The sequence below is a fragment of the Oerskovia gallyi genome (assembly GCF_014836745.1).
GTDB lineage: Bacteria > Actinomycetota > Actinomycetes > Actinomycetales > Cellulomonadaceae > Oerskovia > Oerskovia paurometabola.
The window spans coordinates 1-14,648 of the sequence record NZ_JACSQE010000003.1; the positions used below are offsets into that span (position 1 = coordinate 1).

General features: G+C 72.7%; 11 protein-coding genes and 1 pseudogene. 2 read left to right on the forward strand and 10 right to left on the reverse strand.

Annotation, left to right across the window (positions count from 1 at the left end):
- Positions 1-120: pseudogene (locus H9640_RS04180) on the reverse strand (dihydrofolate reductase); the annotation flags it as partial.
- A 133-nt stretch (positions 121-253) separates the two neighbouring features.
- Here H9640_RS04180 and serC point away from each other — a divergent pair.
- The gene (gene serC, locus H9640_RS04185) at positions 254-1,387 is read left to right on the forward strand and encodes a phosphoserine transaminase (protein WP_318243636.1); all 1,134 of its coding nucleotides are present in this window, start codon (positions 254-256) and stop codon (positions 1,385-1,387) included.
- A gap of 123 nt (positions 1,388-1,510) precedes the next feature.
- Here the strand turns inward: serC and H9640_RS04190 are convergent, their stop codons facing one another.
- The 5 genes from H9640_RS04190 to H9640_RS04210 all read right to left on the reverse strand — a co-directional run bounded on the left by H9640_RS04190 (position 1,511) and on the right by H9640_RS04210 (position 7,764).
- Positions 1,511-2,857, reverse strand: coding sequence for an MFS transporter (locus H9640_RS04190; RefSeq protein WP_191789490.1), 1,347 nt, complete (start codon positions 2,855-2,857; stop codon positions 1,511-1,513).
- Complete coding sequence (locus H9640_RS04195) at positions 2,854-3,321, reverse strand: MarR family winged helix-turn-helix transcriptional regulator (protein ID WP_191789491.1); 468 nt, start codon at positions 3,319-3,321, stop codon at positions 2,854-2,856. The genes H9640_RS04190 and H9640_RS04195 overlap by 4 nt, the downstream gene beginning before the upstream one ends.
- Positions 3,322-3,372: 51 nt before the next feature.
- Positions 3,373-4,659, reverse strand: a complete 1,287-nt coding sequence (gene manA, locus H9640_RS04200) for a mannose-6-phosphate isomerase, class I (protein WP_191789492.1) — start codon at positions 4,657-4,659, stop codon at positions 3,373-3,375.
- 16 nt (positions 4,660-4,675) lie between these two features.
- Positions 4,676-6,148, reverse strand: coding sequence for an NCS2 family permease (locus tag H9640_RS04205; RefSeq protein WP_191789493.1), 1,473 nt, complete (start codon positions 6,146-6,148; stop codon positions 4,676-4,678).
- A 98-nt stretch (positions 6,149-6,246) separates the two neighbouring features.
- Positions 6,247-7,764 (reverse strand): sugar transferase, encoded by a 1,518-nt coding sequence (locus tag H9640_RS04210; RefSeq protein WP_191789494.1) that lies wholly within the window; start codon positions 7,762-7,764, stop codon positions 6,247-6,249.
- A 639-nt stretch (positions 7,765-8,403) separates the two neighbouring features.
- On the opposite strand from H9640_RS04210, the gene H9640_RS04215 reads away from it, so the two are divergent.
- Positions 8,404-8,688 (forward strand): DUF2530 domain-containing protein, encoded by a 285-nt coding sequence (locus tag H9640_RS04215; protein ID WP_225226740.1) that lies wholly within the window; start codon positions 8,404-8,406, stop codon positions 8,686-8,688.
- On the opposite strand, the gene H9640_RS04220 is transcribed toward H9640_RS04215, so the two are convergent.
- Genes H9640_RS04220 through H9640_RS19560 form a run of 4 tightly spaced genes read right to left on the reverse strand, consistent with a single transcriptional unit; the run spans position 8,685 to position 14,611 of the window.
- Positions 8,685-9,929, reverse strand: coding sequence for an MFS transporter (locus H9640_RS04220; RefSeq protein ID WP_307824206.1), 1,245 nt, complete (start codon positions 9,927-9,929; stop codon positions 8,685-8,687). The two genes, H9640_RS04215 and H9640_RS04220, sit on opposite strands and share 4 nt — an antisense overlap.
- Positions 9,926-13,219, reverse strand: coding sequence for an ATP-binding protein (locus tag H9640_RS19555; RefSeq protein WP_191789496.1), 3,294 nt, complete (start codon positions 13,217-13,219; stop codon positions 9,926-9,928). The genes H9640_RS04220 and H9640_RS19555 overlap by 4 nt, the downstream gene beginning before the upstream one ends.
- Complete coding sequence (locus tag H9640_RS04230; protein ID WP_191789497.1) at positions 13,216-14,229, reverse strand: DUF3027 domain-containing protein; 1,014 nt, start codon at positions 14,227-14,229, stop codon at positions 13,216-13,218. The genes H9640_RS19555 and H9640_RS04230 overlap by 4 nt, the downstream gene beginning before the upstream one ends.
- 1 nt (position 14,230) lies before the next feature.
- Complete coding sequence (locus tag H9640_RS19560) at positions 14,231-14,611, reverse strand: cold-shock protein (protein WP_030144143.1); 381 nt, start codon at positions 14,609-14,611, stop codon at positions 14,231-14,233.
- Between the last annotated feature and the right edge of the window lie 37 nt (positions 14,612-14,648).

Below are 14,648 nucleotides of genomic sequence, written 5' to 3' on the forward strand. Positions count from 1 at the left end.
CGTCGGACCCGAATGACCCAACCGCTCCGCGATCCGCGCACGCAGAGGGACGATCCCCTCCTCGTCCAGCTCATAGATCGTCTTCAGATACATCTCGGTGGTGTCGATCAGGTCGGTCACGTCGCGCTCCTGTCGCTTGGGGGCTTGGGGGCACCTGCCGCACCGGCGGGCCGCTGACCACTAGTTTAGGTCCGAGCCACCGACATTGTGGACGGCGAGCGGTGTTCGCGCCAGGCCGGACTATCGTTGCCCCGTGCCTGAGCCCACCCAGATCACCGTCCCCCCGCACCTGCTGCCCAGCGACGGCCGCTTCGGCTGCGGCCCGTCCAAGGTTCGCGAGGCGCAGGTCCGCGCGCTCACGAAGGCGGGCACGTCCCTGCTGGGGACCTCCCACCGTCAGGCACCGGTCAAGTCCCTGGTCGGTCGGATCCGGTCGGGCCTCGCCGACCTGTTCGACGCCCCGGAGGGCTACGAGGTCGTCCTGGGCAACGGCGGGTCGTCGGCGTTCTGGGACGTCGCGACGCTGTGCCTGGTGCGCGAGCGCGCCCAGCACGCGGCGTTCGGCGAGTTCGGCGCCAAGTTCGCGACCGCGACCACGCGTGCACCCTTCCTCGAGGCCTCGCAGGTCATCACCGCTCCCCCGGGGTCGGTCGCCGTCCCCGAGGCCGCGGACGGGATCGACGTCTACGCCTGGCCCCACAACGAGACCTCGACGGGGGCCATGGCCCCCGTGCGCCGTGTCGCGGGTTCCCGCGAGCAGGGGGCACTCACCCTGGTCGACGCGACGTCGGGCGCGGGCGCCCTCCCGGTCGACCTCGCGGAGACGGACGTCTACTACTTCGCGCCGCAGAAGGTCTTCGGGTCCGACGGCGCGCTGTGGGTCGCGATCATGTCGCCCGACGCCGTCGCGCGCGCCCAGGAGATCGAGTCCGGTGACCGCTGGGTCCCCGAGTTCCTCTCGCTCGGCGCGGCGATCACGAACTCCCGCCAGGACCAGACCCTCAACACCCCGGCGGTCGCGACGCTCGTGACGTTCGCCGAGCAGGTGGACTGGCTCAACGAGCAGGGCGGCCTCGCGTGGGCGAGCGCCCGGTCCGCGTCGTCGGCCCGGACCCTCTACTCCTGGGCCGACTCCCGCGACTGGGCCACCCCCTTCGTGACGCGCCCCGAGGACCGGTCCACGGTCGTCGGGACGATCGACCTCGACGAGTCGATCGACGCGACACAGGTCATCGCCGCCCTGCGTGCCAACGGGATCCTCGACGTGTTCCCCTACCGCAAGCTCGGGCGCAACCAGCTCCGCATCGGGATGTTCCCCGCGATCGAGCCGGCGGACGTCGAGCTGCTCACCCGAAGCATCGACTTCGTCGTCGACGCCCTGGCCTGACCGTCGACGCACGACGCCCGCCCTGCCGACGAACGGCGGGGCGGGCGTCGTGCGTTCCGGGCCGAGCGACGTCGTCGGGGACGTGACGTCTGCAGGCGAGCGGCGCCGTCGGGCCGGGAGCCGTCATGCCGCCGTCGCGGCGTCCTCCGCGTCGTCCACGCCGAGCCGGCTGCGCGTCTCGCCGCGAGCCCCCACCCGGCGGGCCGCACCGCCCTCGGGATAGGTGACCAGGAGGTGCGGGCGCTGGGTCACGCGATAGCTGACGGTGAACTTCCAGTTCCGCATGGCCCAGATCGCGGCCCCCACGGAGACGAGCAGTGCCGTGATGGAGCCGATCCCGATCGCCCAGCGGGGCCCGTAGGCCTCGGCGATCCAGCCGACGATCGGTGCACCGACGGGCGTCGCACCCAGGAACACGATCATGTACAGGGACATGACGCGTCCGCGCATCACGGGGTCGGTCGTCATCTGGATGGTCGTGTTGGCCGCGGTCATCATGGTCAGCGACATGAACCCGACGGGGATGCAGGCGATCGCGAACGTCGTATAGCTCGGCATGAGCGCCATGACCCCGGTCGCGATCGCGAAGCCGAACGCCGACCCGATCACGAGCCGCACGCGCGGCCGCTCCCGGCGGGCAGCCATCAGTGCTCCCGTGAGCGAACCGATCGCGAGGATCGACCCGAGCATGCCGTACTCCCCCGCGCCCATCCCGAACTCGACGCGCGCCATCATCGCGGACGTGAGCTGGAAGTTGAGCCCGAAGGTCGACACGACGCTCAGGACGACCATGATGACGATGATGTCGGAGCGGCCGCGCACGTACCGGATGCCCTCACGGATCTGCCCCTTCTCGCGCGAGGCGCTGGGCAGCTTGTGCATCTCCCGGGTCCGCATGCGCGACAGCGCGAAGATGGTCGCGCCGAAGCTGATGCCGTTGATGATGAAGACCCAGCCCGTGCCCACCGCGGCGATGAGCAGGCCGGCGACGCCGGGGCCGATCAACCGGGCCGCGTTGAACGACGCGCTGTTGAGGCCCACGGCGTTCGACAGCTTGTCGCTCGGCACCATCTCCGCGACGAACGTCTGGCGCACCGGGCCGTCGAGCGCGGACACGCACCCGAGCGCGAGCGCGAAGCCGTAGACGTGCCACAGCTCGACGTGCCCCGAGAGCACGAGCGCGCCGAGCCCGAGCGCGAGCAGGCCCGAGGCGCCCTGGGTGGCCATGAGCATCTTGCGGCGGGGCAACCGGTCCGCGAGGACGCCCGCCCAGGCGGACAGCGCCAGGACGGGCGCGAACTGGAGCGCCGTGATGACGCCGACGGCGACACCGGAGTTCGCGGTCAGGACGGTCAGGACGAGCCAGTCCTGCGCGATGCGCTGCATCCAGGTGCCGATGTTCGCGACGAGCGCGGACCCGAACCAGAGGCGGTAGTTGAAGTACTTGAGAGAGGAGAACGTCGCGCTCATCGGGCGGCGATCCGGGTCAACAGGTCAGTGGCGCGGGCCAAGGTCTCTCTTTCGTCGGGGGTCAGGTCGGTCAGCTGCTGGGTGAGCCACGCGTCGCGGCGCCGACGGGTCTCCTTGACCTCGAGGACGCCGGCCTCGGTGAGGGCCACCATGACCAGCCGCTTGTCGGTGTCGTGCTCGAGCTTGTGGACGAGGCCCAGCTCGACGAGCGCGTTCACGGTGCGGGTCATGGACGGCGGGCGGATGCGCTCGTGGGTCGCGAGCGCGCCGGGGGTCATCGCGCCGTGCTTGTGGAGCACCGTCAGGACGCCGAACTGGCCCTCGGGCAGGTCGGCACCACCGCGCTGGGAGCGCAGGGCGCGCGAGACGCGCGTGAGGGCGACGCGGAGGTCACCGCCGAGGGTCGCGGGCCGACACTGCGCCTTCGTGGGGGACGAGGGCGTGGTCTGTTCCGCGGGAGGCATCTCTTTACCTTAACTCATTACCTTAAGTAATGAAATGGGGAGTGAGCGAGATCACGGCACGTAGGCGACCACCAGGTCGCCCACTCCTCGCACGTCCAGCGCACCGGCGTCGTGCGGGACGAAGACCGACTCGCCCGGCCTCAGGGACACCCGCCCGTCCGCGCCACGGGGCGAACCTCCGTCCGCCTCTGCCCGCCCCAGCTCGAGAAGACCGTCCAGGGCGAGGACGATCCGCGGCCCCTCGGTCGGCAGAGCCACGGCCTCGGCGCCCACCGTGCTCACCGCCCCCATGACCAGCGCGAACTCCGCGATCGACGCCCGGTACTCGCGCAGCCCGCCGTCCACCACCGGCAGGTCGTGGCTCCTCGACGCAGCGTCGGCCAGCCGCCGGATCCGCGGGCGAGCCGCCGGCCCCGGGGCATAGCTCACGCACGCCAGCAACGACTCGACGTCCACGTGCTTGGTGGTCAGTCCGGCGCGCAGCACGTTGTCCGAGCTCGACATGACCTCGACCGCGCACCCCGACAGGTAGGCGTGCACGTGCCCGGCCGGGACGAACATCGACTCCCCCGGCTCGAGCGTGACCCGGTTGAGCATCATCGACACCAGGGCGCCGGGATCACCGGGGTGCTGTTCCGCGAGCGAGACCACGGTGGCGTCGGCACGGGGCGACGTCGTTCCCGACTCCAGGCGAGCCCCGACGTCGGCGACGGTCGTCGCCAGGTCCGCGGCGACGTCGGGAGAGGTCCGCGCGCGCAGTGCGAGCGTGAACGCCTCGCGCAGACCGGCCGCGGCGGGCTGGGCCTCGAGCGCCGCTCTCATGCTGGTCACCAGGTCCCCGCGCAGCCCGTCCAGCAGCTCCAGGATCCGCTCCGGTCGCCGGAATCCGGAGAGGCCCTCGAACCGCGAGACCGCGACGACCATCTCGGGCTTGTGCTGGTCGTCGTGGAAGCTGCGCTCCGGCGACTCCCGCGGGACGCCCTGCCGGTTCTCCCGGTTGAACCCTGCGCGCGCACGGTGCGGCTGCGGGTGCACCTGCAGCGACAGCGCGCGGTCCGCGGCGAGCACCTTGAGCAGGTAGGGCAGCCGCGGGCCGTAGTCGTCGAGCACACGTCGGCCGAGCATCGCGAGCGGGTCCGCGTGGATCAGGTCCGCCAGAGACGCCGAGGGCCCGCCGTCGGCCGATGCCGACGACGGGCCCTTCGGGTGCGCCCCCATCCACAGCTCGGCGAGGGGCTCCCCGTCCTGCGCCAGCCCGAGGAGCGCGTGCAGCGTGCTCCTCGATCCCCAGTCGTAGGACTGGAGCGTCGGCGTCAGGCGCAGGATCGGGGTGCTCATCGCCTGTGAGCGTACGTCAGACGCCCAGGGCGTCGCTGATCGGGTCGAGGGTGAAGTAGATGATGAACGCGACGGCCGAGACCCACATGAGCGGGTGGATCGCCTTGACCTTGCCGAGCGCCAGCTTGATGACCACGAAGGCCAGGAAGCCCGCGCCGATGCCGGCCGTGATCGAGTACGTGAACGGCATGAGGGCGATCGTGAGGAACGCGGGGATCGCGACCTCGACGTTGGTCCACTTGATGCCCGTGATCTGCGTCATCATGAGGAAGCCGACCAGGACCAGGGCGGGCGCGGCGGCCTCGCTCGGGACCAGGGCGACGAGGGGAGACAGGAACGTCGCCAGCAGGAACGCGATGCCCGTCACGACCGCCGCGAGACCAGTGCGCGCCCCCTCGCCCACGCCGGTCGTGGACTCGACGTAGCTCGTGTTGGAGGAGACGCTCGCGGCGCCACCGGCGGCCGCGGCGACCGAGTCGACGATGAGGATCGCGCGCGACTTCGGCGGGTTGCCCGTCTCGTCGAGCAGCTTGCCCTCGGCGCCGACCGCGACCATGGTGCCCATGGTGTCGAAGAAGTCCGCGAGCAGCAGCGAGAAGACGAGCAGGACGACCGTGACGATGCCGACCTTCTCGATCGACCCCAGGAGGGAGAACTGACCGAGCAGGCCGAAGTCCGGTACCGCGACCGGGCTGCCGTCGAGCTCGGGCGCGTTCAGGCTCCAGCCGTTCGTCGCACCGCTGCCCTTGGTGGCGACCCCGGCGATCGCCTGGATCACCACCGCGACGACGGTCGCGGCGAGGATCGAGATGAGGATCGCTCCACGGACCTTGCGGACCCACAGGACGATCATGAGGACCAGGCCCACCACGAAGACGAGGATGGGCCAGCCCGCGAGCGAGCCGGTCGCGCCGAGCTGGAGCGGCGTGCCACCGCCCGCGGCGACGAACCCGGCGTTGACCAGGCCGACGAGCGCGATGAACAGGCCGATGCCGACGCTGATCGCCGTCTTGAGCTCGACCGGGACCGCGCGGAAGACCGCCTCCCGGAAGCCCGTGAGGACGAGCACGAGGATGATGAGGCCCTCGATCACGACGATGCCCATCGCGTCGGCCCACGTGACCTCGGGGATCGAGGCGATCGTGAAGGCCACGACCGCGTTCAGGCCCAGACCGGCCGCGAGAGCCATCGGGTAGTTCGCGAAGACGCCCATCGCGATCGTCATGATGCCCGCGACGAGCGCCGTGGTCGCGGCGATCATCGGGAAGTTCGCGCCGTCCGTGCCGCCGCCCAAGAACTGCCCCGTGCCGTCAGGAGCCGTCCCCAGGATGATCGGGTTGAGGATGATGATGTAGGACATCGCGAAGAACGTGACGAGACCGCCACGGATCTCGGCGCCGATGGTCGAGCCGCGCTCGGTGATCTTGAAGAAGCGGTCGATGCCGCTGGAACGCGGGGGGGCTTCGCGCTCGTCAGTCGTGGTGGTCATGGGGAGAATGGTGCCAGATCCCGTGTTGCGCTTCAGAATCGTCCACGTTACGTGCTAGGAGGACGTGTCCCCCGTCACGCCCGTCCGGCCGACGACGCTCAGTACGCCCCGTGCCCGGAGACCACGGCCCTGGCCGTGCGCGCCAGGATCAGGATGTCGCCGAACAGCGTCCAGTTCTCGACGTAGTAGACGTCGAGCCGCACGCTCTCCTCCCACGACAGGTCGGACCGTCCCCCGACCTGCCACAGGCCCGTCAGGCCGGGCTTGACCAGCAGGCGCCTGCGCACCTTCTTCTCGTACGTGCTGACCTCGCGCGGCAGCGGCGGACGAGGCCCCACGAGGCTCATGTCGCCTCGCAGGACGTTGAAGATCTGCGGCAGCTCGTCGAGCGAGTAGCGACGGAGGAAGCGGCCCACGGTCGTGACGCGCGGGTCGTTGCGGATCTTGAAGAGCGGCCCGGACCCCTCGTTGTCCGCGGCGAGCGCGGTGAGGTCGATGTCGGACCCGACGCGCATGGACCGGAACTTGAGCATCGAGAAGGTCTCGCCGTTGCGTCCCACGCGCTGCTGGGAGTAGAAGACCGGTCCACGGCTCGTGAGCCGCACCGCGAGGCCGACCGCGATCAGGACGGGCAGCAGGAGGAACGTCAGGATCGCCGCGCCGAACCAGTCGGAGATCGACTTGACGACGAACTTGGGACCGCTGAACCGGGGCGCGTCGACGTGCAGGAGCGACACCGACTCGGCCGGGGTGATCGTGATGCGCGGACCGGCGACGTCGACCAGCTCGGTCGTCAGCATGAGGTCGACACCGAAGGGCTCGAGCTCCCAGCTGAGGTGGCGCACCACATCGGCCGTCACGGCGTCCGACCCGCTCACCGCGACGCAGCCTGCGCCGACGCGTGCTGCGATCTCGCCCGCCGAACGGAGGTCTCCGAGGACGGGCACGCCCAGGATGGCGTCCCCCTCGCCGGCCCGCCCGCTCGGGGTGCACACGGCGACGACCCGGTAGCCGGAGCTGTCCCGGTCGTTCAGGTCGCGGATCAGGCGCTCGGCCTGGTCGCGGTGCCCGATCGCGAGGACGGCGGTCCGGTGAGAACCGGCGGCCCGCTTGCGGTGCAGCCACTGCCGCCAGAAGTAGCGTCCCAGGAGCAGCCCGGCGAGGCCGAGAGGGAAGGCGAAGATCAGGTAGCCGCGGGCCTCCTGGAAGCGCAGCAGGAAGGCGAGGATCGCCAGGATCCCGAAGAGCCGCCAGGACGCGTCGAAGACCCGCTGGTACTCGGTGGGCCCGCTGCCCACGACCCGCACGTCCCGCGTCTTGGCGAACGCCAGGGAACCCGCCCAGGCGAGCCCGATCAGGATGCTGAGCGCGAGGTACGGGAGGAACAGGTTCTCCCGGACGGGCTGGCTGATGAACTGGTCCCATCGCAGGAAGTACGCGGCCGTGACACCGATGGTGATGGCCAGCGTGTCCGTGGCGACGAGGCGGACCTTGTACGACCGCTCCCACGTGACCGACGCGAACGCTGCACGGACCGCCCGGAGTGGACCGGGCGGCGCTGCTGTCAGGATGTGGCGGAGTCCACGACGCGAATCGTGAATGACGCTTCCGGCCATGGGCCCGGCTACCTCTCGATCAATCCGTCAGCCGCTTCTGGACCGCCGGAACGCCTCATCGTAAGAGTCGGCACACAAAGAAATGAACGAACGACCGACCTTTTCACCCGGGTGAGAAGACCCCGCCTCTCGGCGAGTCCGAGCCCTGGATCCTGCGGATCTTGAGCCCCTACCTGGAGACTGGTGTGGTCAGACAATAGAGATGGACACGTGTCCAGAACGAGAAATGCACCGCATTCCTCGGAGCGACGAGCAAGTACCGTCCCCAACTTCTTGCACACCTGTCCAACGAAGCAGGGGAGGCGAAGTTCGGATCGTAGCGGCTGGCGATACGGCCTCGGAACCCTGTCCGCTGCACGTCTCACCCAGGAGAGACAGCTCCTCGGCCGTCCTGTGACAGCGGTCACGGGTGAAAAGGGGCAAGTCTTCCTAGCGGGTCGCGGTCCCGGTCGGGGTCGCCGGGGCCGGTTGCGCCTGGTTCACCCCGATAAGCGAGGTTCGCGCGGTGCCGTCGTTGCCGCACCCAGGCCTGATAACACGGGAGCCCCTCGGGTGAGGGCCCGGACACGCCGGGCAGCGCCACCAGTTTTTTTCACCCGACGGAACCTTCACGAGACGTAGACTGCGAGCGTGCCCTCGATGCTCTCCCTGCTGATCCACCCGGAGCGGCGCCGCCCCAACCCGCCGGCGCTGCGTGTCGACCTGCGGCCGGTGATCCTGGTCGGGATGAGCCTGTGGGCCGTCGCCCTCGTGGTCTCGGTCGTCCTGCTGCTCCTCGACAGGGCGACGTTCGAGCTTCCCGCGAGCTGCGCGGCCGGGATCGTGCTCGGCATCATCGGGCTCGGTTGGGAACGCCGCAACCGGAGCGAGTACCGGACGCACCCCGACGAGTCGGGCGACGACGCCCAGGGGACCCCCGCCTAGCTCTCGATCCCCGCCCGACGGCGCGTGGTCCGGTTCGCGTGCACCGACCACCGCGGGACCCACCGCGCGAGCGCGACCGCACCGAGCAGGCCGACCGTGCCGGACGCGACGATCCCGCCCGCGAGGCTTCCCAGCGCGGCACCGGCCGAGACCACCAGCGGACCGAGCGCGGTCCCGGAGTCCTGGAAGAGCCGCCAGATCCCGAGGAACTGCGCGCGGACGTCCGGGGGCGCGACGTCGGCGCCGAGAGTCATGAGGATGCCCGACCCGATCCCGTTGCCGAAGCCCATGACCATCGCCACCACGGCCACCCCGGCGACGGTGCTCGTGAGCGGCAGCACGACGATCGCCCCGCCCAGCACGACCATGCACGGGATCGCGACCCACAGCCTGCCCCACCGGTCCATGACCTTGCCCGCGGGGTAGAACAGCAGCATGTCGACGGCTCCCGAGAGCCCGAAGATCACGCTCGTCGTGGCGGGGCTGAAGCCCAGGTGCTCGGACCACAGCGGCAGCACCACCTGCCGGGCGGCCCGCGTGGCCCCGACCATCACGACCGCGATCCCGAGCGTCGCGAACACCCGCCAGTTCGCGGCCAGCACCGTACGGAAGCTGACGGGCACCACGGACCGCCGGTGGGCCGTCGAACCCGCCGCGACGTCAGGCACGAGGGCCGTCACCAGCCCGGCGACGACGCTCGTGCAGACGGCCAGCCAGTACACCGCGGGCAGGTCCCAGAGCCACAGGACCGCGGCCGCGGCGAACGGCCCCACGAAGGCACCGATCCGGTGCGTGCCCGCGAGCGTCGACAGCGCCCTGGCCCGTTTGAGGACGGGCGTGACCTCGGTCAGATAGGCCTGCCGGGCGAGCATGAACACGGCGTTGGTCATACCGACGCAGAAGACCCCGGCGCCCAGGACCCACAGGTTGGGGGCGAGCGCGCACGCCACGAGGCCGACGATCGAGGCGGCCGCGGCCGTCATCATGGCCCGCCTGTCACCGAACCGCGCAGCGAACGCCCCGGCCGGGACGTCCCCGGCGATCTGCCCGAGCCCCAGCAGCGCGACGACGAACCCCGCCAGCGCGATCCCGGCCCCCATCGAGATCGCGCTCAGCGCGACCACGGGCACGATCGCGCTCACCCCGGCCTCGAACACGAAGGTCGGGACGTAGACGCCGCCCACGAGGCGACGGTCGAAGATGCCGGGCGGTCCGGGCGCGGGTCCCGCCGCCCGGCTCACGCCTCGTCCCACGCCGTCTCGGCGAGCAGGTCGTCGGCGGAGGCCGGGTCGAGCAGCGCGGACTCCAGCAGGTGCCGCGCCGCGGGCCGGCCGGCCGCCGCGGCCAGCCCGCGGGCCAGGCCGGCGGTCGTCGAGGCGTGGACCTCGGGTCCTGCGCCGCCCGAGCTCACCCACCAGTCGACCTCGACCCCGTCCACCGACAGCGCCTCGTGCTCGAACCAGCTGCCGGGCACGCCCGGGACGAGCCGCGCGACCCGGGCGTCGAGCACCTGGGGCGAGCCGGCGTCGTCGGGCAGGGGGACCTCCGGCGCACCCGGGGGCGGCAGCAACGGCAGGTCGAGGAGGTCCGCCAGGACGGCTCCCCCGTCCGCGACCGACGCGACCGGGAGCACGGTCCGTACCTGCGCCCACATCGCGCTCGTCGCCACGGCCAGGTCCTCGGCCGGGACGCACGTCGTGGTCGACCCGCGCAGGCCCGGCAGGCGGTCGGGCAGCTCGTCGAGCGCGTGACCGTTCGCCGTGCGCGCGAGCGCGCCCAACCCGCGCCAGACCGCGAGCGCGGCGGGCAGGTCGAGGGGCGTGCCGACGTCGGGCAGCGCGGCCAGGTAGTCCGGCCAGTCCGCCGGGGCGAGGTCTCCCAGGTCCGCGACCCCGCCCAGCGCGCGCACGACCTCCGCGTCCAGGCCGTGGGCCTCGTCGGGCGGGTCGGGCAGGAAGGGCGCACCGCCCGGCACGGCCGCGAAGGGCGCGCCCAGGTGCCGGCGCAGCCACCAGGCGGTGTACGACGGCGCGTCCCCCGCCCGGGCACCACCCTGGCTCCGGACCGGGGCGAGCAGGGCCGCGCGGGCGTCGGGGTCGCCGGCGAGCCGTGCGAGGAACACGGGCCACGCGTCGTCGGCGACGGCGTCCAGGTCCGCGACCGCGTCGAGGTCGCCCACGAACGCGCCTCCCCCGACGTGGCCACCCAGGAAGGCGAGGTAGTCGGCCCACCCGTCGAGCCACGACTGCGGGTCGTCCGGGTCGTCGGGCAGGTCCGCGTCGGCGTCCCACGGCGTCAGGACGTCGCGGACCCGGTGGACCGTCACGTCCGCGGGGACCCCGACCGCACGCAGGACGTCCTCGCCCCAGCGCTCGGCCACGCCGTCCGCGAGCGGCACGAGACCGTCCAGGACCCCGTCCGCCCACGACCCCGGCACGACGCACTCACGTGCCGCCGACAGGTCGCCCTCGGCCGTGGGCAGCGGGAGCTCGCCCCACCAGAAGGGCACGTCCTCGGGCTGCGCGCCCTCGGCGAGCGCGGAGCGCGCGAGGGCCAGCACCTGCCCGACGGCGGCGGGCACCGGGTCCGTCCCGTCGAGCAGGTCGTCGTCCGCGGCCAGGTCCGCGAGGTGCAGCACGTGCTCCCTGACCGCAGGCTCGGTCAGCAGCCCACGGAACGAGGACGGCGTCGCGCCCAGACGCTCCAGGAGCGGGTGCACGGCGTCCGGGTGCACCAGGCGCAGGCCCAGCGAGCGCGCCAGGGTGAGGAAGCCGGAACCTGCCGTCGCCTCCTCGGCTGCGGGTTCGGCACCCAGGAGCAGGACCCCGCGAGCTCCCCGCGCGGTCCGCCCGTCGGCGAGCGGGACCGTCACCGCACCGAGCGCGTCGCGCACCCCCGGCTGCCCCACGTGCGGGGCGAGGGCCGCGTAGACCTCGCGCCACGCCGCAGGACCCATCCCTGCGGGCAGCTCGTCGAGCAGGTCCGCGAGCTCGCGGGACCGCACCCCGAGCGACCGTGCGACCGCGTGCAGCGACGACGGCACGTCGACCAGGTCCGGCACCGCCCGACCGAGCACCGCCACCACGGCCGGATCGCGCCCGACCTCGCCCGCGAGGACCTGGGCGTCGCGGGGCGCGACCAGGTGCCGTCCGCCGGGGCGCACGGGTTCCTCGTCGAGTCCTGGACCGTCGAGGTCGACGGGGCCGGCGGGGCCGGCGGGCCCGCCGGGTGCGTCCTGCGCGTCGTGATCGCCGGCGGGGACGGCCACCGGAGGCGGTGGCGACAGCAGCGGCGTGCCGCGCAACGCGGCGAGCGCCGCGTCCCGGACCTGCGCGTCGAGCGCCCCGGACGGCAACCCGGTGGGCACGAGAGCGAGGACCGAGGCCCCCCGCTCAGCGGCGACCAGACCGAGGAGCCGGGCGAAGGCCTCCCCCGCGGACGCGGCGAGCGCGTCCGTCACAGGCCCGGGCAGGACGTGCCGACGACTCGGGTCCAAGGGGAACGACGCGACGAGCAGCGCCGGGAAGGTCGTCGGCTCGTCGGTCGGCGTGGGAGCGTGCACCACGCTCGCGACGGCATCGCTCGGTGCGGCAGCCGACCGCGGCAGCGCCCACAGCAGGCTCCAGCCCCCGTGGCGCTGCTCGACCGGGAGCGAGTCCAGGATGCGCGCGTCGAGAACCCCGCGCTCGCGCACGACCGTCCAGCGGGCGGCCACGTCGTGCAGGCGACGCGACCGCAGGTTCCCGGCGTCGTCCTCGATCTCGACCCCGACCTCCGCCAGGGCGGGCAGCGCCAGGAGCAGCGCGTCGTCCACCTCGTCGAGCTGGGCACGGACGGCCTCGACCGCGACCCGGTCCCGCAGGCGCAGAGCCACGACCGTGGCCGGCGTCGCGAGACCCGTGGCGATGTCGCCGGGCAGGGCGTCCGCCGCGAACGGGAGCCGCAGCACGGGCAGGGCGTCGCCCCGCTCGCGGACCGCGGCCTCGAGCCGGTCGGCCGCCGCCGCTCCCCCGTCCTCCCGCGCACCTGCGACCGCGTCGGACAGTGCCGCGACCGTCCGGTCCAGGGAGAACGTCACTCCCCCGAGCGTCGAGCGCACCGAGATCTCGTCCGCGACCGAGCGCACGGCCGCGAAGCCCACCCCGAACCTGCCCACCCGCCCGGGTGGGCCGTCTACGGACCCAGGCTCCGCCGTCGGGCCGGACGGGCGCGCGACCTTGGCCGACGCGCGCATCGACGCCAGCGACGCGACGCCCCCCGCGTCCAGCGGTGCGCCCGAGTTCTCCGCCGTCAGCCACCACGCGCCGCCCGCGTCCCGGGCAAGACGCAGCACCAGGTGGCCCGAGGAGCCTGCGTGCACCGCGGCGTCGGCCGCGTTCTGCGCGAGCTCCACCACCACCCGGTCGCGGTAGTAGCCGCGGGCGTGGTCCTCCTCGGTGTTCGCGTCCTCCCGGAAGCGCGTCGGGGACGCGAGCCACGCCTCCGTGACGGCCCGGCGAAGAGCCGAGGTCCCGAAGGCGTCCGTCGTCACCGTGCCGGCTCGTCCGGGTCCGCGTCCGGCGAGGCGTCCGGTCCGGTCTCCGAGGCGTCCGTCGCGGACGACGACCTCCCGGGCTCCGGGAGGGCGATCCGCGACAGCGCCAGCTCGATGCTCGCCGCAGCCTCCGCGGACCGCTCGGTCGCCGGGCTCGCGGGAGCCGCAGCCGTGGCGGCCGTGGCCGTGGCGCTCGCCGCATCACGGGCGGCGTCCAGGAGCTGGACGATCTCGACGTCCATCTCGTCGATCAACGGGTCGGCGGCCGGCCAGTCCGTCGGGTGCGGCTCGACGTCCGTCTCGGAGTGCGCACCGCACCCGTGGTCGAGGCTCACGACCTTGCCGTCGTCGGGCGACCACGCGTTCGCGCACACGCCGAAGACCTGCCCGAGCGCCCCCTGCAGGGGCACCAGGAACCCGCACGACCCGCACTCCGCGCCCGAGGCGACCGCGCCCGGCGCCGTAGGACCGCGCGTACCGCGGTACCAGCGCTCGGCCGCCTCGTCGCGGCCCTCGGGGGACAGCACCCGGACCCGGGCGAGCGCGAGCTCCTCGATCGCGACGGCGTCCTGCTCCTCGTCGCCCGTGGGCACGTAGCCCGGCTCGAGGCGCGGGTCGTCCGCCTGGAACGGCAGGACGTCGCCCACACCGATGTCGCCCGGCTGCAGACGCTCCGACCACGGCAACCACTCGGGCGCCAGGATGGAGCCCTCGCCCGGCAGGAGCTCGACCTCGCACACCGTCGCGGTGCGACCGCGCGGGACGCGGGCCACCGTCACGGTCCAGCGCCACCCCCGGTAGCCGAGCATGGTGCACGCGAACTGGTGCGAGATCAGGCGGTCCTCCTCGACGACCGTCCCGAGGTGCTCACCCACGTCCCCCACGTGCTCGGCGACCTGTTCCGCCGCAGCACGCGCGAGGTCCACCGCGCCCGTGAGCACGGCGTCCTTGGCGGCGCGCGCGCTCACACGACGGGTCGATCCTTCAGCGGCGGCTACGGCAGCCATGTCATGCCTCCAGGTCGTCGGCGACGGCGCGCAGCACCTTGGCGAGCTGGGCTCCCTGCGCGGCATCCGGGTACCGGCCACGGCGCAACGAGCCCCCGACCTTGTCCATGACCTTGATGAGGTCCTCGATCACGACCCCCAGGTCCTCGGCCGGGCGACGCTGGGCCTTGGCCACGGAGGGCGCCGGGTCGAGCAGCTTGATCGCGAGCGCCTGCGGGCCGCGCCGCCCGTCGGCCACGCCGAACTCCACCCTGGCACCGGGCTTGGGCGCCGCGCCGTCAGGCAGGGCGGAAGCGTGCAGGAAGACCTCGTCGCCCTCATCGCTCGCGATGAAGCCGAACCCTCGTTCGGTGTCGAACCACTTGACCTTGCCGGTGGGCACGTGAACCTCGTTTGTGCTCGTGGGAATCAGAACTCCC

Coding starts and splice junctions, on each gene's coding strand:
- H9640_RS04215 (WP_225226740.1), top strand. CDS start 8,404: ATGCTCTCCCTGCTGATCCACCCGGAGCGGCGCCGCCCCAACCCGCCG.
- H9640_RS04195 (WP_191789491.1), bottom strand. CDS start 3,321: ATGCCTCCCGCGGAACAGACCACGCCCTCGTCCCCCACGAAGGCGCAG.
- manA (WP_191789492.1), bottom strand. CDS start 4,659: ATGAGCACCCCGATCCTGCGCCTGACGCCGACGCTCCAGTCCTACGAC.
- H9640_RS04210 (WP_191789494.1), bottom strand. CDS start 7,764: ATGGCCGGAAGCGTCATTCACGATTCGCGTCGTGGACTCCGCCACATC.
- H9640_RS04230 (WP_191789497.1), bottom strand. CDS start 14,229: ATGGCTGCCGTAGCCGCCGCTGAAGGATCGACCCGTCGTGTGAGCGCG.
- H9640_RS04205 (WP_191789493.1), bottom strand. CDS start 6,148: ATGACCACCACGACTGACGAGCGCGAAGCCCCCCCGCGTTCCAGCGGC.
- H9640_RS04190 (WP_191789490.1), bottom strand. CDS start 2,857: ATGAGCGCGACGTTCTCCTCTCTCAAGTACTTCAACTACCGCCTCTGG.